This is a genomic window from Myroides fluvii (assembly GCF_009792295.1).
Lineage (GTDB): Bacteria > Bacteroidota > Bacteroidia > Flavobacteriales > Flavobacteriaceae > Flavobacterium > Flavobacterium fluvii_A.
In genome coordinates, this window is the sequence record NZ_CP039934.1 from 1,560,705 (window position 1) to 1,583,727 (window position 23,023).

Sequence of the window (23,023 nt, forward strand, 5' to 3'; positions counted from 1 at the left end):
GATTAGCTGCATAGACGTATTCGAACCTCTATTATGAGTAGCGGATGGATGAAACAGCAACATCGTCGCCTAATCCATCAGGTATTCTTTGTTCAATCAGCCGTTGTTTTAAGATAAAAGGTATCGTTTATTCGTTAGGTACTTTGTTTTATTGATGAATAAATAAAAGTAAAACGTTAACAACTTTATATTTTATACTTATAAATAGTAAATTATTATAAAAAAAAGGGAGGTAATGCACTTTCTTTTTGTGTATTCTGTTTTTTTAGTTTAATTCTTACACGACTTTGTTAGTATTGTTCTCTTGTTCTCAATTTGTAATGTTTTAATTGCTATTTATATTTGGTCTAAATTAAAACATGAGAAGTATGAACAAGATAAAGGTAAGCAATACCTTTTTAGTGACGTTACTTTGTTTTGTTTTGTGGGGCATAGCCCTATGGGCCAATACAGAAGGAAGTAAGGGTAAATTGGGTTTTCGGACAGTGGATGTCGAAGTTGTATCGAAACATAAAGAGCATCGTGAAGTAGCTCCATTGGCTTTTTGTTATTCACCAGAGCAAATTCAGCTTCGGGATGTATCTCTAACCTCCTATACTTTAGGTTGGGAAGCCATTTCTAATGCTATTTCGTATGATTTAGTTGTGAGTTCTACAAGTACAGCGCCTAGAGGTCTTATGACCCCAACGCATACGACAATAGCTTCCACTTTGACTTTGGATCTGCCAAGTAACCAAGTGAATGTATATGTTTGGATAAGATCCAATTGTGAAAATAGCTTTAATAGCCAAAGCAATTGGGCTGGACCATTTTCCATTCACCTACCGATGGCGCCAGTTGCGTTGCCTTATGTGGAGGATTTTCAACAGGCGCCCTTAGTTGGCTTTAGCAATGATAGAACCAATCAATGGTATATTGGTGCTGGTGCAAAAAATGATGCGGATCAAGCGTTATATATTAGTAAAAATGACGGTGAGACGAATGAATATGCGTTGTATTCCGATCAAGTGTCTCAGGTGTATAAAGATTTTATCGTTCCACAACAAGCGGAAAATATTGCCATTTCTTTTGATTGGCGATCTGTTGGAGAACAGGACGAAGATTATTTGAGTGTTTGGTTGGTTCCTCAGGATTATATACCCACGGCTCATACCCCGATTAACGCTAATAGAACTGGAGTTAGGCAAATCGGACTACGCTATTATCAAGATAATCCTGTGTTTAGGAATGAAACCATTATTGTTCCTGTTCAAGAATTGGGAGGACAAGTTTATCGCTTGGTCTTTCAGTGGCAACAAGAAAGTGGTGGTGGAGCGCAACCTGCAGCGGCTATTGACAACTTGAAATTGGAAGAAGTATCCTGTATACCTCCTATGGAATTTCATCTCAATACGATTGGTGCTGAATCCATGCGTTTAGAATGGATTGCAAACAACAATCAACGTTATGAAATTCGAGTGAATACGGAGGCTTCATTCGCTAGTACGCAGGGAACAACGTATACTGCGACAACCAATTATCTAGTTGTTGACCAATTACAACCTGCTACGACCTATTTTGTTTGGGCGCGATCGCTCTGTGCAGATGAAACGAGTATTTGGATGGGTCCCCTTGAAGTAGAAACGCGATTACTAACCAAAACATTGCCTTATGAGGAAGATTTTGAAGAAAACCCTTCTTTTGGTTTTGTGAATGATGGGGTGAATCAATGGTTTGTTGGAAGTGCTGTCAACCATGGGGGAAGTAAATCCCTATACATCTCCAAAGATCAGGGTGTATCAAACCAATACGAACCTAATTCACGTAGTAGACAAGTCTCTTATGCGTATCAAGATTTGGCTATTCCTTCAGATGCCTTAAAACTAGCTATCGACTTTGATTGGCGCGGGGTTGGTGAGCGCTCTTACGACCATTTCAAGATTTGGTTGGCGCCGATTTCATTTACACCCGAAGCGGGAGTTAGAATAAACGAAAGAGATCGTACGATGATACGAGTAGGACGAGATGGATATTCGAATCAAGCTGATTTTCAACGCGAGCAAATCGTATTGGATGCCGTGCCCTTTGCAGGTCAGACGATGCGTTTGATCATAGAATGGTCAAACGATGAGAGTCAGGGAAGTAATCCTGCGGCAGCTATAGACAATTTAGCTGTAAAAGCAATTAAGTGTATACCACCTTTAGAGGCTCGTATCTCTAATGTCAGAGCCGGAGCTTTTGATTTTTCGTGGTCTGCATCGAATAACAGTACAAGTTATGAGGTGTTTTTATCCACAGACTCACAAATGGTACCCACAGCGGAAACCCCTCCATTAGCCTCGACTAATGAAACAACCTATACTTTCACTAATTTGATTGAAACAACTAAATACTATGCTTGGATTCGATCAAGTTGTCAAACAGGAGAGGAAAGTAATTGGATGGGTCCTTATTTTATCGAAACACCTTTAGTATCGAGTATTCCCCTTCCTTATACGGAGGATTTTGAATCTAATGGAAATTGGGGGTATACACATGCTCAACCCAATCAATGGCATATTGGTCAGGCGGTAAATAATGGAGGGGCTAAATCACTCTATATTACCAAAGATCAAGGGGTTACTAATACCTATAATTATCAAGGAAGCCAAATCATTCACGCTTATAAAAATATCGAGATTCCACAAGATGTAGATATGTTAGCCGTGAGTTTTGATTGGCGTGCAGAAGGAGAAAAATCGTACGATTGGAATACGAGTAATTATAATCCTGCTGATTTCTTAAGTGTATGGATGGTTCCTATAACTTACACACCGCAGGCGGGAGAAGGACTTGAGGGTCGAACACAAGCAATGGCACTTAGTACTGAAGAATTGTATTTAAAGAATACATTTACTCGTTTTGAAAAAAATATAGATGTTAGTCAGTTTCAAGGACAAACAGTGCGCTTTGTTTTTCAATGGCAGCAAAATGATCGCGATGGACGTCAAAATCCTGCAGCTATTGATAATTTAGCAATCAACCCGATACACTGTAGTGAACCAATAGCCTTAGAGTTGGGTGCTTTTACTGCTCATACTCTTGCGGTTTCATGGCAAGAACGAGTGAATGTCCAAGGATATGAACTATATTTAGGCACTTCAAATGAGGCACCTACAGCTATCACAACGCCAACGCATACAACGACGGAGGTGAGTTATACCTTTGAAAATTTAACGCAGGCAACCTCCTATTTTATTTGGGTTCGTTCAACATGTGGAACAGAATCTTCGAGATGGATCGGTCCATTAGCAGTACAGACTACTTTAATTCCGGCGGATTTACCTTTTGTAGATGACTTTGAAACGGAGCAGTTTTATGGAATTAGCAATGATACGATTAACCAATGGTTTATTGGAAATGCAGTGCATAATGGAGGAGCAAAAGCCTTGTATATCTCCAATGATGGGGGGCAAACACATGCATACTCCAACTATGTGCCTGTAGATATCGCTTCACATATTTTTAAAGATTTTACTATTCCAGCAGGGGCTATGGACATGACGCTTACCTTTGATTGGATTGGGGTAGGGGAAAGTCGATATGATAAACTCAGCGTGTGGTGGGTTCCTGTAACGTATACTCCTCAAGCGGGTGTGCGGATAACTGCAGCGGCTAGTGGAGGGGTTCAATTGGGAAGGGAACACTTTTCCGATTCACGTGTGTTTACAACAGAACTCATTTCTATCGATGGGCAGCTGTATGAAGGGCAAACGATGCGTTTGATTTTTGAATGGATTAACGATCAACACAGCGGAAGTAACCCTCCAGCAGCGATAGACAACTTAAAACTATCTACAACATTCTGTGGGGCTCCGACGGCCTTGACAATTAGCAACGGGTCTGATCAGGGATTCCAAACCCAATGGGAGGGTGTAGCGACAAGCTATGAACTATTCTTAAGTGAGACAGAGACGACAATCCCAGAGGATACATCAACAGCAACGCACCAGTCGTTAACGACTCGTTATACTTTTGAAGGATTAACGCCAGGGCAATCGTATTGGGTATGGGTGAGATCAGCATGTTCTGATACCAATCAAAGTGATTGGATTGGCCCACAAGAAATTACATTACCTAATACTCCCGTGGCTTTGCCTTATGTGGATGATTTTGAATCTAATCCTACTTTTGATTTTACAACTGATCGTACTAATCGTTGGTATATCGGACAAGCTGTACATACTTCTGGAACTCATAGCTTGTATATTAGTGGGGATGGCGGTGTTACCAATACTTATGAAATTGCTTACAATCAGGTGGTACATGCTTATAAAGATATTATTATTCCTGCAGATGCAAGAGAATTAGCTATCGGATTCGATTGGCGCTGTCTAGGAGAAGCTGATTATGATTTCTTTACTGTGTGGTTGGTGCCTACAACTTATATTCCTACAGGAGGAAGAACGATTGCAAGAAACGTGGCAGGAGCCATTCTTGTAGGACGTGAAATGTTCAATCAACAGACCGAATTTAGCAGAGAAAATGCTGTTGTTGGAGTAGAAGCGATACAAGGACAAGTATATCGCTTGGTGTTTCAATGGCAACAAGATACTAGTGGGGGATATCAACCTGCTGCAGCAATTGATAATTTGAGTGTTGAAGTAGTAAGCTGTAGTCCACCAAGAGACTTTGTTGCAGGAGAGGTAACGAGCAGTACGATTGCAACTACCTGGACGGGTAGTGGTGCCTCTTCTTATGAATTATATGCGTCAACCACGGATGAAATGCCTATAGCAACCACGGCAGCAACACATCGTTCAACGGATACCAACTTTGTATTCGCTAACTTAACAGAAGGAACGTATTATAGTCTTTGGGTTCGTTCGGTTTGTGGGCGAGACAAGAGTTTTTGGGTAGGGCCTATTGTTGTACAAACACAATTAAACCCTGCTACATTGCCGTATACGGAAGATTTTGAACAAAATCCCGTTTTTGGATATCGCAATGATACCCACAACAAGTGGATCATTGGCAATGCCGTGAATAATGGAGGAACAAAAGCTTTGTATATTTCCGATGATAATGGCGTTAGCAATCAGTATTTGCATACGGTACCTGGTCGAGGACAAACCTCTCATGTTTATAAAGATTTTGCAATTCCTGCAACGGGAATGGAGTTGATGTTGAATTTTGACTGGCGCAATGTTGGAGAGGGAAGTTATGACAATTTCCGTGTTTGGTTGGTATCTGCGGACTATACACCACGTGCAGGTGTACTTGTACAAGGTGATAACCGCAATGCCGTGCGATTGGGAAGAGAATATTATTCAGGAAGTAGAACTTTTGCAGCCGAACATATTACAATTCCCGCTCGAGACTATCTTGGTCGTACGATGCGTATTATTTTTGAATGGACCCAAGACACTAGTAGTGGTGAAAATCCTGCCGCGGCTATCGACAATATCGAATTTTTTATCAAGAGTTGTCTACCTCCAACAGCGGTAGTAATCGAAGGAATACGCGATCAAGCATTTGATATGCGTTGGACGGGGGAAACAGAGCAGACAGGGTATGATTTGTTTTTAACAACCGATCTAAATACAGTAGTTCATGATACAACCATACCGACACATACCACAACAGAAACCAATTATACGTTTTCCAATTTAGAAGAAGGTACGATGTATTATGTTTGGATTCGCTCCGTTTGTAGTAATAGTGAGTCAAGCTTATGGACGGGACCCTTTATCGCAACTACGCCTCTTATTTCTATTACTCCATTACCTCATTTTGAGGATTTTGAAGACACCTTGAAAATAGGAGTAACAACCGCATTGCCAAATCAATGGGTGGTAGGTAACGCTGTGCATAACGGAGGACAGAAGGCCTTGTATATCACCAATAACAATGGTGTGAATAACGCGTATACACTAAATAAAGAGCAAGTAATACACGCGTATAAGAATGTACATATCCCCCTAGGATTAGATCAATTGGAAATTAGTTTTGATTGGCGTTCAAAAGGAGAGCAGCAATATGACAGAAGAACAGGAGGAAATATTGGCGTTGATTATATGACAGCGTGGATTGTTCCGATGTCTTATGTCCCTCAAGCAGGGGTGCGTATGTCTAGCGTTAGCCAAGCGGTTTCGATTCGTGAAGGAGGTTTTTTCAATAGCAGTGACTTCCAAAGATTCCAAACTCGAATGGATATTACCGCATTTGCAGGACAAGATGTGCGAATCGTTTTTGAATGGCAACAAGATAACCGCAGTGGAGAGCAACCCCCCGCTGCAATTGACAATTTATTGATTAAACCATTTACCTGTAAAGATGTGGCGGATGTAGAAGCCGTTCGAGTTTCAAATTCTTCGAATATTGAGATTACATGGACGCCCCTTGGACAAGAACAACAATGGGAAATCTATATCGTAGCGTCGAATCAACCGGATCCAACCCCATTAACCGCTGGTATTCGGGTGGAAAATACTCCACGCTATGTGTTCAGAGAAGCAGTAGAAGGAGCCTTTTATCATGTATATGTACGTGCTATCTGTTCAGATATAGAAAAAGGAACTTGGAGCCCTGCGGTTTTATTTAACCTCTTTAATCCTCCAGGGTGTGCAAATATTGATGTAGAACCTATTGACCTTCCACAAGCGGAGGATGGAAGCTATGTCATTTGTGGCGACGAGAATGTTAATCTAGAATTAATTGCTAGCTACTATGATATCAAAAATACTTCGGAATATACAGTAGAAGCAATTGAATATAAACCTCCTTTCCCTTTTATTGGAGGAAACTTAATTCCATTAACTAAAGATGACCATTGGTCTGAAGTGATTGATTTAGGATTTGATTTCTGTTTCTATGGCAAGTCGTATAATAAGGTATTAATTGGCACCAACGGAATGATTACTTTTAGCGTTCGTGGACATGCTGAAAATGGATTGTATGCTCCGGATTCTTCATCGGGATATGCGATGAACCCTGGAGTTCAATTGCCAACTAATAGTGCGAATGCCAATACAATACCCTATGTAAATAGTATTTTTGGTGTGATGCAGGACTTATTTCCAAACAATTCACCAGCGGATTATTCGGTTAATTACCAAGTACTAGGAACCTTCCCTTGTCGTGCTTTAGTCTTCAATATTTACCATTTAGGGCTGTATGATAAAAGTAGATGTCCGTATGATGTCAATGATATTGAGGGGACAACACAAACGTCTCAAATTGTATTGTATGAAGGAACCAATATTATTGAAGTCTACATCAAAAATAGACCTAGCTGTGCCAATTTCAACGGCGGATTAGGTGTTGTGGGAATTCAAAATGCAACAGGAACAGAAGCAACAGTTCCGCCGAATCGAAATGTAGGCACTTGGACTGCAGCCAATGAGGCTTGGCGTTTTGTGCCAAGTGGTGAATCCATTGCAGAATTTAGTTGGTTGAAAGATGGGGAATTTTTAACTGATCAACAGGATATCAATGTCACGATCGATCAAACGGTAACTTATACCGGACGTATTACGTATCAACACTGTAATGGCAAAGAGCAAATCATTGATAAAGAATTTCACTTTATTAAAGAGAAGCACCCCATCACAAAACCACAGAATCTTTACACTTGTAATAGAGAACCAGGATTTGCTTATACCTACGATTTGACTCAAAATGACAAACAGGCGTTAGGGAAGTTTAAAGCAGAGGATTTTGCTCTAAGTTATTTTGCTTCAGAAGAAGATTTATTGGCCAATGTAAATCCTTTGCCTTCGATGTATACCACTACAGCCATAGAGCCAACGGTGCTATACGTGAAGATGGAAAATAAAAATACCCATTGCTTTACCTATACTAACTTCTCTTTACAGGTCAATAAGATTTTAGCAGCCACAAAAGTAGAGTCAATTCTCGCTTGTCAAAGTTATGTTCTACCAGAATTAGCAGAAGGAGAAGCCTATTTTACGGAACCTTATGGACAAGGCGAGCAATTTGATGGGGGAGCTGTTTTTGATAAAGCAGGAAAACACCAATTGTATGTCTATGCGCTTCGAGAAGGATGTTCTTATCAAAGTAAATTTACGATTGAAATTTTGGAGTTAGTTCCCGCTTTTGTAATCGAAGATCAACAGCTGTATTGTGAAATCTATACTTTGCCACCGCTGCCTAGTGGAAATAAATACTTTACCGAACCAAATGGGCAAGGACGAGCGTTACAACCAGGAGACAAGATTGTAGAGGACCAAGTAATCTATATCTATGCTCAAACAAGTAAAGATAAAGTTGCGTGTTTTGACCAATCGAGCTTCCGAGTAACCTATGAAGAGTGTCCACTGCCAAAAGGATTTTCTCCCAATGGAGATGGAATCAATGACCGCTTGGATTTATCGAAATACGGTGTTAGCAACCTGAAAATTTACAATAGAAGCGGCATTGAAGTATTTAATTTTAATGGTTTCTATACGGATGAATTCGCTGGTAAAGATAAAAGAGGAAATAATTTACCCTCCGGTACCTATTATTACCTTGTAGTAACAAATGGAAAAATGCGTACAGGATGGATTCAAATAAATAGATAAACTAGATAACCGAGTGTTATTTCTTTTAAATTGTTGATTTCCATGTGACAAATACCCTCATTAATCAAGTGTTAATGGGGGTATTGTTTTTTATATAGCTGCAGACTATGCATGCCTTGTTTGTTATTTCCATGTAGTAAAAGGGTGATTCGATAGATAGGAATTATAATATTTCAATTGCCCAGTTACTTCCTCTCCCAGCCATTCAGGTTTCTCAAAGGCTTCATGCTCTTCTTGTAATTCTACTTCAGCTACAACAAGACCTTCGTTCTTACCGTGAAAAACATCTACTTCAAAGTGATGAGAACCTACAGGAATGAGGTATCGTGTTTTGGAAATAATATAATCTTCACATAAGTTCAATAACGCTTCGGCTTCTTGAAAGTCTATTTCTTTTTCCCATTCAAAACGCGAAGTGCCTGAATCGTTGCTTTTCCCTTTTACTGTGATATATCCTTTGTCATTTTTTATGCGTATGCGGACGGTTCGGTTAGCATCGCTGTTGAGGTAGCCTTGTGCAATGGTGTACTTTGAATGAGCTAAAGATTCAAAGTTTGCGCTTTTTGTAAGAAATTTTCTTTCGATTTCAATCATGAGGTATAAAATAAAGACGTAAATTTATGCCAAGTTATAGTTATTTCTATTCAACTGTTAAGAAAAAAATACATTTTTAAATGAAATTAAGATACATATTGCAATCACCTCAAGGAATTGAGGAGCTTTTTAATAAATATGTAGTTGATGGTAAAATATATACAAGTGAAGATATTTCATTTTTAGTCGATCTTGTACATATTTTTCGACCGCGAAATATAAAAAAAACGAATCGAGTTTCCATCGATTCTTTTACATCTTATTTAAAAACGCACGAAGTCGAACGACTAGCTCTGATCGAATATTTAAATGAAATACTCGCTAATCGACGTTTCAGTCGTATGATTTCAGACGCAGGTATTTTACAAGATTCCGATTTTTTCTACGAGGTTAAAAAGCGTTTATGGGCTAAAATTTTACCCTATCAACCCGAAAAAGACACCTATGAATATGTTTTAAATCAAGTATTCCACAAACATACAGATGCTGTATGGGTTGATTTGATTCCAGAAGAACAACTGTTAGAACTATTCGATCAACTGAATTTTGTTGATATTTTTACCGATATATCCGATGAATCGGTGATGGGTGAGTTGTTGAACTCTATTGGGTTAATTACCCAACGGATGAGTGGTAGAGCCATGGAAAGTGCTATTATCAGCATGGTGCCAGAATACTCTCACTTTGAGAGTCCTTTCTTGGCTTTGGAAAAAGAGTTTATGGAGGTGGCATCAGGCATCCTAAAAGGGAATATTAATTATTTGACACTTAGTGATATTAACTGTAAACAGATAAAAATATTTCACAAACAGTGTTTAGATTTTGTCAATCAAGCCTTTAAGAATAGTTCCAAGTATGGAATTTCCATTAAAGTTAACCAAAGTTTACTGCGCTTAAGACAGCAATTGCAACGCGTGGATGTTTTGCTCTCACTGATTATTATTGAAGGAGAAGCTACCGCTTTAGAGCAGAAAAAGAACACCATTCGGTTGGCGCGTAAATTGATAGACTATAATTGCTACAAATACAACGTTTCTGGACTGATTAAGGAGAGTACGCAACTTATATCGTATGAGATTACGCAACATACGGCCAAAACAGGAGAGCACTACATCACTAAAACCGCAGGAGAGTATTGGCATATGTTTAGAGGAGCCATGGGAGCGGGTATTATTGTAGGATTTATGTGTATCCTGAAGTTATTAGCTCATAAATTGGACGCTAGTATTTTTGGACATGCGATGTTGTATAGCTTGAACTATGCCTTGGGATTCTGTTTAATCTATTTGCTTGGTTTTACTTTGGCAACGAAACAGCCTGCCATGACGGCAGCGGCGATTATTAAAGCAATCGAAGACGGACAAAAACAACATGTGGACAGTGTAGATAAGCACATTGGTTTTGCCAAATTGTTTGCGCGATTAGTGCGCTCCCAGTTTATCGCCTTTATAGGAAACGTAATCTTAGCTTTCCCTATTGCGCTGTTGTTGATGTGGGGGTTTGATTCTGTGTTTGATGTGAATATTGCGCAAAAAGAGTGGAAAGGCATGTTAATTGACGCTGATCCCATCGAATCGAAAGCCTTGTTTCACGCGGGTATTGCAGGTATTTTCTTATTCTTGTCAGGAATTATATCGGGTAATGTATCCAATAGAAATAAACACAACCGCGTTTTTTACCGCATTCAAGAACATCCCTGGTTAAAGTATAATTTTGGAATTCAACGATCTACAAAAATTGCCAATTGGGTAGATTCCAAATGGCCGGGAATTGCGTCCAATATCTGTTTCGGTCTATTCATGGGAACCTGTGGGGCTATTGGAACTTTTATCGGATTAGATATCGATATACGACACATTACCTTTGTCAGTGGAAATATCGCAATCGGGTTCTACGGATCGGGATTTGAAGCACCTACTTCAATGTTAGTATGGGCTTTCATAGGCATGTGGTTAATCGGATTTATGAACTTTATTGTTAGTTTCGGTCTGTCTATTCTCTTGGCTTTCCGCTCTAGAAATATACCATTTACAGAAACGAGAGAACTTGCTTGGGCTGTGTTGAAATACTTTAAGAGCTTTCCGATGGAATTCTTCATTCCAACAGGAAATACCGTTATAGTATCAGAAAAAACACCAGATAAAAAGTAGGCAAACAACGAAAATAAAAAAGGGAGATGTAATTTACATCTCCCTTTTTGTTTCATTAATCGGTATAATCTGTAGTATCCTTTGCTTCTCTCTTATGACGCAAACTATCCTTTAGCAAGTTCGATTGTTGCTCAAATTCAAGTCGAGATACGGTAATATAGTCCTCTAAATTGTGAATGTTCTTCGCTAATTTTCTCAAGGAAGCACGGTCACTTCGAATGAATAATTCGCTTTGTGTTCTCGCTTCCTCATGGCTTAATCCCAATTTTTCTAGCATTACCGATCCAACGTAAACTGCCGTAAAGAAATTCTCGCGGTATACCTCTGTAAAGCCATCTTGTAAATATTCGTAGGCGTTCTTTCTGTTTTTGGCGCGAATAATTACCTCTACATCAGGGAAGTTTTTGTGTAATACTTCAACTAAATGCTGATTGACATCGGGTGGATCCATAGCAGCAATAACGTAATCGGCTTTTTCTACGCCTATCGATTTTAATATATTGATTGATGTTGCATCACCATAATATACATTAAAGCCCAATTTGCGCAAGTGGTCCACGCGCTCAGCATCGTTGTCTAACACTAAAGTAGGAATGTCATTGGCTTGCAATAAACGTCCAATCGTATTTCCAAAATCTCCAAAACCAGCAATGATAATTTTCTTATCTGCACAGATATGCGATAAATCATCATATGGTTGGTTGACCGTTGGCGACGATGCTAAACCTAAATAAGGACCAATCCACTTCTCGTTTAACAACATTAAAATAGGGGTTACGACCATGGATAAAGCTGTTGTGGCCAAAAGGTAATCGTACCAAGTTTGGTCAATGATGTTGATGGTTTTTCCCAAGGCTAAAATTACGAAGGCAAATTCTCCAATTTGCGAGAGTAAAATAGCGAAGAGAAACGATTGATCTTTTGGGAATTTCTTCCATTTTCCGATAGCAAATAAAACAATTGCTTTGATTGTCATCGATCCAACGAGTAAAGAAAGGACAATCAGCGGTTCAGCCGCAATAACCTCAAAGTTAATGGTTGATCCTACGGCAATAAAGAAAATACCAAGCAAGAGCGCCTTGAAGGGTTCAATATCGCTTTCTAATTGATGTTTATAGGGGTTATTCGCTAAAACGACCCCCGCAATAAACGCTCCTAAAGCAGGGCTGAGTCCTACTTGTTGCATCAACAAGGATACCCCAATAACTAAAAGTAAAGCCGAAGCGGTATAAATTTCGCGTATTTGCAGACGACCAACCGATTTAAAAAGCGGATTGACGATATAATTGCCAACCAAGAAAATAACCGTAATAGCGCCTAAAATTGCCATGGTTTTCATCAATACGGGTTGACCATCTAGCATGCTGCTATTGGTCGTTGAAATCGGTATCTTTTTTGAAACAGCCAAAAGGGGAATCAAGGCCATGACGGGAATCACCATAATATCCTGGAAGAGCAATACAGCAAAGCTCGATTTTCCTACATTAGATTTATTGAGCCCCTTTTCGGAAATGGTCTGTAGAATAATAGCCGTGGAGGACATGGTAACCACAAATCCAATCGTGATCGAAGTACCTAAACCTAAGCCAATGGCAAAAAAGCAAACGGCTGTGGTTATAATTGTCGTTCCCAGCGCTTGCACAGTTCCCAATCCAATAATCTCCTTCCGAATTTTCCAGAATTCTTTCGGATCGAGTTCAAGACCGACAAGAAACAACATCATCACAACACCAAACTCAGTGGCATGCATAATATCTGCGCCGTCTTTTCCGACAAATCCCAAGACAAAAGGACCAATTAAAACTCCTGCAAATAGATAACCTAAGACAGATCCCATTCCTAGTTTCTTAGAAATGAGCACACAAATTACTGCGGCAAATAAAAATATAAAGGCCTGCGCTAAAAAATCATTCATTTTATGATTGTATTTTTCGAATTAAATAACAATATAGTATCAGTAATGTTTATTTGTTGAAAATAACGCATACTTACTCAGAAAGTATTTAAAATACATACAAATTTACGTAATACCACTTGGATTTTCATCGGAAAGTTAAAAAAAAACGATTTCTTTTTAAGAATATAAACTGATTTTTTTCAATTAATTTTGACCAAATTGCCTTGAGATGAATCGAAAGATTATACATATTGACATGGATGCGTTTTATGCTTCGGTCGAACAATTAGATAATCCTGAATTAAGAGGAAAGGCTATTGTTGTGGGAGGAAGTAGCGAAAGAGGAGTAGTGGCCGCGGCCAGTTATGAAGCGCGTCAATATGGTGTGCGTAGTGCCATGAGTGGAGTGCTGGCTAAGAAAAAGTGCCCACATTTGATCTTTGTGCCTCCTCGTTTTGATCGATATAAAGAAGTGTCTAGGCAAATTCGAGCTGTGTTTCAGGAATATACAGATTTAGTAGAGCCTTTGGCATTAGATGAAGCCTTCTTAGATGTAACTGAAAATAAAATCGGATGCCCTAGTGCTACGTTAATTGCACAAGAGATTCGACAAAAGATTTTTGATCGTACGCAGTTAACCGCTTCCGCAGGAATCTCAATCAATAAATTCTTGGCCAAAGTGGCGAGTGATTACAATAAACCCAATGGGCAAAAGACAATCAACCCTGAAGAGGTGGAGTCTTTCTTGGAAGCACTGGAGATCAAAAAGTTTTTTGGGATAGGCAAGAAAACTGCGGATCGCATGTATCATTTCGGTATTTTTACTGGGCGTGATTTGAAAGACAGATCCCTTGAATTCCTAGAGGAGCACTTTGGTAAAGCGGGTAAAGCGTATTACTATATTGTACGTGGTATTCACAACTCACCCGTTAGTCCAGATCGATTGATTAAATCCGTGGGGACGGAACGCACTTTTGATGAAAACTTGAGTTCGGAAGTCTTTCTCGAAAGTAAACTTGTACATATTGTTGAAGAATTGAGCTTGCGTATGAAAAAACAAAGCTTGGCTGGTAAAACAGTCACCTTGAAAATAAAATATGCCGATTTTGTACAGCAGACTCGCAGTACGACCTTTCCGTATTTTATTGCTGATGCAGGTATTATCCTCGATTGTGCCAAAGAGTTGCTCTACCAAGAAGAATTGCAAAACTCCGTGCGTCTCATTGGCGTATCTTTGAGTAATCTAAATAATAAAAAAGCAGCGAAAAAACCCGTGGCTGTACAGCTGCGTTTTGATTTTTAAATTTCAATATTTTCACCATGAGTAAAATGATACCTTCCTATTTGAAAAAAGGCGATAAAGTAGCCCTTGTTTGTACGGCAAGAAAATTTTCAATGCAAGAAGCCCAACCCGCCATAGCGCTGTTAGCGTCTTGGGGATTAGAAGTGGTTTTAGGACAAACAATCGGTTTAGATAATTTTCAATTAGGAGGAACAGATCAAGAGCGTATCAACGACTTCAATGCTCAGTTGAAGAACCCCGAGATAAAAGCGATTTGGTGCGCAAGGGGAGGATATGGTACGGTTCGTATCATCGATGCAATTGATTTTTCTTTATTGATACAACAACCCAAGTGGATTGTCGGATTTAGCGATGTAACAACCTTACACAGCCATGTACACAACTTGGGTATGGCTACCATGCACGGGATCATGGCCTTTAGTGTTCCTTTAGCAAAAGAAGAATCAAAGGTTTCGCTTCACAACGCTTTGTTTGGAGCAACACTGTCGTATTCCATTAGCGCAGATCCTGCAAACAAAAAAGGAAAAGCAACAGGTGAATTAGTGGGAGGAAATCTATCAATCCTCTATAGTTTATTAGGATCAGCTTCGAGTATAACTACCAAGAACAAAATTCTATTTATCGAAGACTTAGACGAGTACTTGTACCACGTGGATCGCATGATGCATAACCTCAAGCGAAATGGGCTTCTGTGTGATTTAGCAGGTCTTATTGTCGGAGGAATGACGGACATGCACGACAATTCAATTCCTTTTGGATATAATGCACATGAAATTATTTTAGACGCTGTAAAAGAGTATGATTATCCTGTAGTATTTAATTTTCCTGCCGGACATGGATCTTCCAATTGGGCTTTAAAATTAGGCACTATTGTTGAACTAGAAGCACAAGACAATCAGGTGACTGTCGCTTTTAGTTAAATATAATAGATGAGTAAAACAAATGAATTAGGTCGGTTAGGCGAGGATTTAGCCGTTGATTTTTTACAGGATAAAGGCTATCAGATCATAGCTAGAAATTGGAAACACCACAAAGCAGAAGTCGATATCATAGCAGAAGTAGATTCCTTCTTGGTTTTTGTTGAAGTAAAAACAAGAAGTTCAACCGACTTTGGTCTGCCGCATGAGTTTTTGAAGAGCCCTCAGATCAAACGGTTAATTACTGCGGCAGATGCTTTTGTCCGACAATCCAAGCGAAAAGAAGAGGTGCGTTTCGATATAGTAGCTATTAGTATAAGAAAGTCTATTCCTGAAATTGAGCATATTGAGCGAGCTTTTTACTGGTTTTGATAGCGTATTGGTGTCTTTTAGTTGGTGTTTTGTGTGTTTTTTAGAATAAAACACAAGGGAGTAAAATTCTTTTCTAAATCTTATATAAAAAAAGTCTAAATAAAGTTTGCGGATTATTTAGAATCACTTTACATTTGTGGCGTTTTTAATAAGTCTAAATAACACAGATTCAGAATGAAGACGTATACTACATTGTTAGTTACCATTTGTGGAGTAATGGTAAGTTTCGCTCAAAACATCACAATCAAAGGAAGAGTTGTAGATGAGGTTAATAAACCACTACCTTTTGCTACGGTTGTATTAGGAGAAGGGCAAACCGCTGTTCAAACCAACGAAAATGGGGAGTTCAAATTGAATAATATTCAAAAAGGAAAGCACACGATGAAGGCTTCTTTTGTTGGATATTCAACCTCTCAAAGAGACATTACCCTGGCTAAAAATGAAGAAATCGTAAACTTTCTTTTGGTTGCAGATAGCCAATTAGAGAACATCACAGTTTATGGTAGAAGCAACAAAAACGTAAAAAATCTTCAGTATATCACGCGTTTACCACTTGGATTACAAGATCAAGTACAATCCATTAGCATTGTTTCGGAGCACGTAATCAAAGAGCAAGGAGCATTGACTATTACAGATGCAGCACGTAACGTTGCAGGGGTAACCCAGTTTTCAAACTATGGTGGACCTGCAGAAAGTATGTCTATCCGCGGATTTAGAGGAACACCTGTATTGAGAAATGGAGTTGGAATGGATTCTGATTTTAGAACGGCCTCAGCTATAGCAGATATGCAAGGAATTGAGAGCGTTGAGGTAATCAAAGGTTCTGCAGCAGTATTACAAGGAATCGGAAACGGTTTAGGAGCTGCTGGTGGAGTAATTAACATGGTGACTAAAACACCAAACTTCAAAAACCAAAGAGAAGTAAGCTTCAGAGCTGGAAGCTACGGTCAAGTTAGACCAACGGTTGACTTCGAACAAGTATTAGATAAAAAAGAAACGGTTTCTTTCCGTTTCAATGGAGCATATGAAAGAAATGATGGATGGAGAACGTATGTGAATAATGAACATTTTTACATCAACCCATCCCTAACATGGAAAATCGATAACAAAACCAAGTTAACGGTTGAAATGGATTATTTAAATGGGGATTATGTTACAGACAAAGGAACGGTAAACTTAGGTCCAGATTATTCGAATCAACTATATAAAATGCCACATAATAAATTTTTAGGTTTCAAAGGAGACGCTAAAAAGATTACCATGCAAAATTATGTTGCGCGTTTCGAAAGACAATTAACTGAAAAATTGAGCGTTAGAACGTCATATACAGCATCTATTTACAATGAAAATGGGCGTTCGACAAACATAACAACGGTTTTGCCGAAAAAAGAAATTGGAGCAGATTGGAGTAAATATGCCGATATCAAACGCACCGTTTCTCAAGGACAATCAGATGATTATAATTCTGTATTTCAAGCAGATTTAATCGGTAAAGACATTTTTACGGGTATTTTAAAACATACCTTCCAAATTGGTTTTGATTACAGACAAACCAAAACAATTGCTGGTTCTACAACAGGTAAAGTTTGGGGGAAAGATAAAGGTGGAAACGACGCTTTAGTTGATTTTAGAAGTGATATCAATGTATTAGGACCCATTGACAATACATTGCCAGAAAACATCATCTACGGAGATATTGCTACAACAAGAACCATGTCGCCAACTATCGGTTTCATGGCACAAGATTATATTGCTATTGGAGATAAATTAAGTGCGATGTTAGGACTTCGTTATAGCCGTTTGAATGGTAATACTACTGAAAATGCTACGGTAGATCGTTGGAATCCAATGGTGGGATTAATCTTCAAACCACAAGAAAATATCAGCACATTTGCATCTTATACTACAACAAGTAGCTTGAGACAATCAAATAAATTGTTACACGGTGGGGGATATGTAGGAGCATCAGATATTAAACAATTTGAATTTGGTTTCAAATCAAACTGGTATAACGATCATTTAGGTGTAAACTTCACGTACTTCTTCATCAATCAAAGTAACTTAGTAGCGCCTTATATCAATCCAGAAACAAACGAGCAATCAAAAACGGAAAGCATCTTAGCTGGAGATTTAAAACGCAATGGATTTGAGTTGGAAATCAACGGTAAAATTACCAACAACTTAGAGGTAATGTTAGGCTATGCTAACTTATATGCGAGATATCAAGATAGCCCACAATATGTGGATGGTTCTGCGCCAATGAACGCTCCTGAGCATACTGCAAACGGATGGGTAAGTTATAAATTTGACCAAGGTACATTAAACGGATTATCGTTGAGCGCAGGGGTTTACTTTGTAGGAAAACGTCCAGTAAACGAATATAGTAGAACGCTAGATAATAGCCATAATACAAACGTAAACGTAAGACCATTTGACATGCCTAGCTACACTACGGTGAATGCACAAGCAGCTTATACTTACAAAAACGCTACGTTAAGTGTGTTTATGAATAACCTTTTCAACGAAAGAGGATACACATCTTACTTCAGAGGAGGATATATCAACGAAATTTCACCTCGAAATTTCGCAGCACAATTGTCGTATAGATTCTAGAATTTCTCTTTAAGTAGTGTCATTATAATTGAAATAATAATAAGTACAAACACGGTTTTATAGTATAAAATCGTGTTTGTTCGTTTTTGAATATCCATATGAAAACAAAGAAAACCTCTCCTTTTCGCAAATTGATGAATGACCTCCACTTGTGGTTAGGTATTGCAAGTTCACTTGTCTTGTTTGTAGTCTGTTTAACCGGTACCATCTATACGTTCAAAACCGAAATCCAAGATTGGATGGAGCCTGCGCGTTATCAAGTAACGGATAAAGGAACGGGACAAATCAAACCAATAGAGGAGCTTGTTCAATTGGTTGAAGCTTCTACCCAAGGGAAAGTACAACGCGTAACCTTGGTGAGCAAAGCCAGTAAACCCTATGTGTTTGCGGTAAGTAGTGGGGAAGAAGGAAAGCGCCCAGATGCGGTTCACGTTAACCCATATACAGGAGAAGTTTTAGGAACAGGAAAAGGTCCTGGTGACGAGTTTTTTATGACGGTATTTAAATTACACCGTTGGTTATTGCTCGATTCATCCATCGGAAGACCTATTGTTGGAATTGCAACTATTATTTTCTGTTTCCTTTCTATTTCAGGGTTGATCTTGTGGTTCCCTAAAAAAATAAAGGGATGGAAAAGCATCAAACCCGGATTCAAAATTAAGTTTAAAGCCAATTGGAAACGCATCAATCACGATTTACACAATACCCTTGGATTTTATACCTTGTTGATTGTATTAATTATGTCTTTAACGGGCTTATGCTGGTCTTTTGAGTGGTATAGAGAGGGATTGAGCAGTGTATTGGGAGCGAAAGTTTTTGGAGGACGTGATGAAGTAAAACCAGAATCAGTACTGCAAGATAAAGCAGCAATTACCTTGGAAGAAGCTCTAGCTATTGCCAATAAAGAAATGGCGTATGAGTACCGCTCTTTAGCTGTTAGCTTGCCTAAAGACGCTGTAGGGGCTTATGAAATAAATAAAAATGAATTAGCAAGATGGAATGAAACAGTGAATGATCGAGTGTTCCTAGATCAGTATTCAGGAGCGGTTATCAAGAAAGAGATTTTCGCAGATAAATCAGTGGGAGAAAAATTGGCAAGTTCAATTCGCGCGCTTCATTTTGGGGATATTTATGGCTTGTTTTCCAAAGTTATTTACTTCATAACTTGTTTAATCGCTACTTCATTGCCCGTGACAGGTATTTTTATTTGGTTGAATAAAATGAAAAAGAAACCCAAAAGCAAAGCGTAGTGCATGTTGGGAATACTTTAGCATGGAAAGTAGACAAAATAAGAGAAAAAGTGTAACTTTGTTCTTACAATTTTAATTAAAGGTAAGAGTATGTATCCAGAAGAAATAGTAAAACCAATGCGTCAAGAGTTAGTTGATGCAGGATTTGCAGCATTATATACAGCAGACGAAGTTGAAGCTGCTTTAAGTAAAGAAGGAACTACATTAGTAGTTGTCAATTCAGTTTGTGGTTGTGCGGCGCGTAATGCTCGTCCAGGAGCAATCATGAGCTTAAGAGGAGAAAAGAAACCAGCGCAAATTGTAACGGTTTTTGCAGGTGTGGATAAAGATGCGGTAGATGCAGCACGTCAACACATGTTCCCTTTCCCTCCATCTTCGCCTGCTATGGCTTTGTTTAAAGATGGTGAATTAGTTCACATGTTGGAAAGACATCATATCGAAGGACATCCTGCAGAGATGATCGCTGAAAATTTGATCGACGCATATAAAGAATATTGCTAAAAAGAGACCACCTTCTATAAGGTGGTTTTTTTTTAAAGTGTATATTTGCTCAAGATATACATTGAACTAATGCAAAAAATAATTTCATATCCATTATCTGTACTATTCGTCCTCTGTTTGTTACTTGTGCTCCTTTTTTTTCACGGACTACAGTGGCTCGCTTTTAATCTTTTTGGTTACAACGCCCACAAAAAAGTGGTGGATTGCATGGTGTGGTGGATTATGTTGTGTACCGGTATCTTAGGTACGACGTATCGCGTTTCAAAAGAAGAAGAACTTCCTACGGATAAACCCATTATATTTGTTGCCAATCATCAGAGTATGTTTGATATACCGATGATTATTTGGTTCTTTAAACAGAACCATCCCAAATTTGTCAGTAAAAAAGAACTAGGACAAGGAATTCCAAGTGTGTCCTATAATTTAAAACACGGCGGATCGGTGCTAATCGACCGCAATGATGCAAAACAAGCCCTAACCGTTATTCGAGGATTAGGTCAGTATATTTCAACGTATAACCGCGCTGCTGTTATCTTCCCTGAAGGAACTAGAAGCCGTGACGGACATCCTAAACGTTTTTCAGAAAATGGGGTTAAAATGTTATGTAAGTTTTCACCAGATGCTTACCTTGTTCCCATGACGATTAATAATTCGTGGAAATTGTTTCGATTCGGAAAATTTCCTTTAGGATTAGGAGCCAAAATTAGCCTTTACACACACAAGCCAATGAAAATTAGCGAGTACTCTTTTGAAGAGCTTTTTGCTAAAACAGAAGCCATCGTAAAGTCTAAAATAGAATAAAAAAATACTAATTCTCGCAGTTACTCCCAAACAAACTAAACCAAACCGAAGAGCTAGTTGCGAAGTAAAAACTAATTGAAATGTCAGCACACAATGTTCGTTTAGAAGTAATGCACTTCTTGGAAAAAAATATAGATAGCTTCGTAGATGATTATCTAATACCTGTGGAGAAAATTTGGCAACCTTCTGATTTACTGCCGAATTCGGAGAGTGAAACATTTTTAGAAGATGTCAGAGAATTGAGAGAATACGCCAAAGAATTACCCTATGATTTTTGGGTGGTTTTAGTTGGTGATACCATTACAGAAGAGGCATTACCTACGTATGAGTCTTGGTTAATGGATGTAGAAGGCGTAAACCAAAAAGAAGGAGAAAGCGGAAACGGTTGGGCCAAATGGATTCGCCACTGGACCGGAGAAGAAAATAGACATGGAGATTTGTTGAGTAAATATTTGTATTTATCAGGGCGTGTCAATATGCGCGAAGTAGAGATTACAACCCAACATCTATTGAATGACGGGTTTGATCCAGGTACGGATAGAGATCCATATAAAAACTTCGTATTTACAAGCTTTCAGGAGTTAGCAACCTATATTTCACACAATCGTGTTGGAAAATTAGCAAAACAATATGGCGATCATCGATTAGCGAAAATTTGTCGTTTGATTGCTGGAGATGAAATGCGCCACCACCATGCGTATTCTGAATTTGTGGATCGTATTTTTAAAGTAGATCCAAGTGAAATGCTATTGGCTTTCGTCGATATGATGAAACGCAAAATTACCATGCCTGCTAACTTGATTCGCGAATCAGGTGGAAAAATGGGAGATGCTTTCGAACTGTTCTCGGATTCAGCACAACGTATTGGTGTTTATACCGCAATTGACTATGTTGAAATTATGCAGAAACTAATTGATCGTTGGGAAATTGCAAAATTAACAGGTTTAACGGATGAGGCAGAAAAAGCAAGAGAATACCTCATGAAATTACCAACTCGTATGTTGCGTATCGCAGATAGAATGACTGTGGGTAAAGAACAACATATTTTTAAATGGGTACAACCCGCTATTATTAAATAGTTTACAGTTAACGGTGAACAGTTTACAGTAAAACATGAATAAAAAAATTGAAGCAACTATTGCCTATGTTAGGGAAGAGCTAAAGCATGCGGAAGGCGGACACGATTGGTTTCATATCGAACGCGTACACAATAATGCTATCAATATTTTAAAAGGCGAACCTGAGGCTGATGCGGAAGTTGTGCGATTAATTGCTTTATTACACGATATTGCTGATAGTAAGTTCCATAAAGGAGATGAAACAGTAGGCCCTCGTAAAGCAAAGGAATGGTTGGAATCGTTGGAGTATCAACCTGAAGTTGTAGCGCATGTAGTCAAGGGAATTGAAAATATTTCTTTTAAAGGGGGAAATTTCAATCAGAAGTTTACCTCTAAAGAATTGGAGATTGTGCAAGATGCGGATCGATTAGACGCAATAGGTGCGATTGGAATTACCCGTGTTTTTAACTATGGGGGATTTCAAAACAATCCGATTCACAATCCAGAACAAGCCCCGCGATTTGGTATGTCCAAAGAAGAGTATAAAGCACATAAAGGAACGTCAATCAATCATTTCTATGAGAAATTACTCCTGCTGAAAGACTTAATGCACACGGAGACAGGTAAGCGAATGGCCGAAGAAAGACACCGTTATATGGAAGGTTTTTTGGCTCAGTTTTATGCGGAATGGGAAGGAAGTAGATAGGTGGTTAACAGTTAACGGTTCACGGTTCACGGTTCAAATTTCCTGAATAGTTCAATGACTCTTTACTAAGAGAAGTTGATAAAAAGGCGGAAAAGCAAAGAAGCGAAAAAGCAAAAGCGCCTGATAGACTTGCAGTTAACGGTTCAATTTTCCTGAATAGTTCAATGACTCTTTACTAAGAGAAGTTGATAAAAAGGCGAGAAAGCAAAGAAGCGAAAAAGCAAAAGCGCCTGATAGACTTGTAGTTAACGGTTCAATTTTCCTGAATAGTTCAATGACTCTTTACTAAGATAAATTGACAAAAAGGCGAGAAAGCAA

The 23,023-nt window shown here is 38.7% G+C and carries 13 protein-coding genes; 11 read left to right on the forward strand and 2 right to left on the reverse strand.

Annotation, left to right across the window (positions count from 1 at the left end):
* The first annotated feature begins 368 nt into the window (after nt 1–368).
* The gene (locus FBR08_RS07140) at nt 369–8,543 is read left to right on the forward strand and encodes a fibronectin type III domain-containing protein (RefSeq protein WP_158962097.1); all 8,175 of its coding nucleotides are present in this window, start codon (nt 369–371) and stop codon (nt 8,541–8,543) included.
* Between the two features lie 123 nt (nt 8,544–8,666).
* On the opposite strand, the gene FBR08_RS07145 is transcribed toward FBR08_RS07140, so the two are convergent.
* Nucleotides 8,667–9,137, reverse strand: coding sequence for a CYTH domain-containing protein (locus tag FBR08_RS07145; protein WP_158962098.1), 471 nt, complete (start codon nt 9,135–9,137; stop codon nt 8,667–8,669).
* Nucleotides 9,138–9,217: 80 nt separating this feature from the next.
* Between FBR08_RS07145 and FBR08_RS07150 the strand changes: the two genes are divergently transcribed.
* Complete coding sequence (locus FBR08_RS07150) at nt 9,218–11,287, forward strand: site-specific recombinase (RefSeq protein ID WP_158962099.1); 2,070 nt, start codon at nt 9,218–9,220, stop codon at nt 11,285–11,287.
* A gap of 55 nt (nt 11,288–11,342) precedes the next feature.
* On the opposite strand, the gene FBR08_RS07155 is transcribed toward FBR08_RS07150, so the two are convergent.
* Nucleotides 11,343–13,202, reverse strand: a complete 1,860-nt coding sequence (locus tag FBR08_RS07155; protein ID WP_158962100.1) for a monovalent cation:proton antiporter-2 (CPA2) family protein — start codon at nt 13,200–13,202, stop codon at nt 11,343–11,345.
* Between the two features lie 211 nt (nt 13,203–13,413).
* On the opposite strand from FBR08_RS07155, the gene dinB reads away from it, so the two are divergent.
* The 9 genes from dinB (at nt 13,414) to FBR08_RS07200 (ending at nt 22,705) form a co-directional block, all read left to right on the forward strand.
* Nucleotides 13,414–14,487: a DNA polymerase IV gene (gene dinB / locus FBR08_RS07160; RefSeq protein WP_158962101.1), complete on the forward strand. Its 1,074-nt coding sequence runs from the start codon at nt 13,414–13,416 to the stop codon at nt 14,485–14,487.
* Between the two features lie 17 nt (nt 14,488–14,504).
* Nucleotides 14,505–15,407 carry a S66 peptidase family protein gene (locus FBR08_RS07165; protein ID WP_158962102.1) on the forward strand — a complete coding sequence of 301 codons (903 nt, stop codon included), beginning with the start codon at nt 14,505–14,507 and terminating at the stop codon, nt 15,405–15,407.
* 9 nt (nt 15,408–15,416) lie between these two features.
* Complete coding sequence (locus FBR08_RS07170; RefSeq protein ID WP_158962103.1) at nt 15,417–15,776, forward strand: YraN family protein; 360 nt, start codon at nt 15,417–15,419, stop codon at nt 15,774–15,776.
* Nucleotides 15,777–15,950: 174 nt separating this feature from the next.
* Nucleotides 15,951–18,389, forward strand: coding sequence for a TonB-dependent receptor (locus FBR08_RS07175; protein ID WP_158962104.1), 2,439 nt, complete (start codon nt 15,951–15,953; stop codon nt 18,387–18,389).
* 98 nt (nt 18,390–18,487) lie between these two features.
* Complete coding sequence (locus tag FBR08_RS07180; protein ID WP_158962105.1) at nt 18,488–19,639, forward strand: PepSY-associated TM helix domain-containing protein; 1,152 nt, start codon at nt 18,488–18,490, stop codon at nt 19,637–19,639.
* Nucleotides 19,640–19,729: 90 nt separating this feature from the next.
* Nucleotides 19,730–20,140, forward strand: coding sequence for a BrxA/BrxB family bacilliredoxin (locus FBR08_RS07185; protein WP_158962106.1), 411 nt, complete (start codon nt 19,730–19,732; stop codon nt 20,138–20,140).
* A gap of 69 nt (nt 20,141–20,209) precedes the next feature.
* The gene (locus FBR08_RS07190; RefSeq protein WP_158962107.1) at nt 20,210–20,941 is read left to right on the forward strand and encodes a lysophospholipid acyltransferase family protein; all 732 of its coding nucleotides are present in this window, start codon (nt 20,210–20,212) and stop codon (nt 20,939–20,941) included.
* An 80-nt stretch (nt 20,942–21,021) separates the two neighbouring features.
* Complete coding sequence (locus tag FBR08_RS07195) at nt 21,022–22,020, forward strand: acyl-ACP desaturase (RefSeq protein ID WP_158962108.1); 999 nt, start codon at nt 21,022–21,024, stop codon at nt 22,018–22,020.
* A 34-nt stretch (nt 22,021–22,054) separates the two neighbouring features.
* Nucleotides 22,055–22,705, forward strand: coding sequence for an HD domain-containing protein (locus FBR08_RS07200; RefSeq protein ID WP_158962109.1), 651 nt, complete (start codon nt 22,055–22,057; stop codon nt 22,703–22,705).
* Nucleotides 22,706–23,023: the final 318 nt, after the last annotated feature.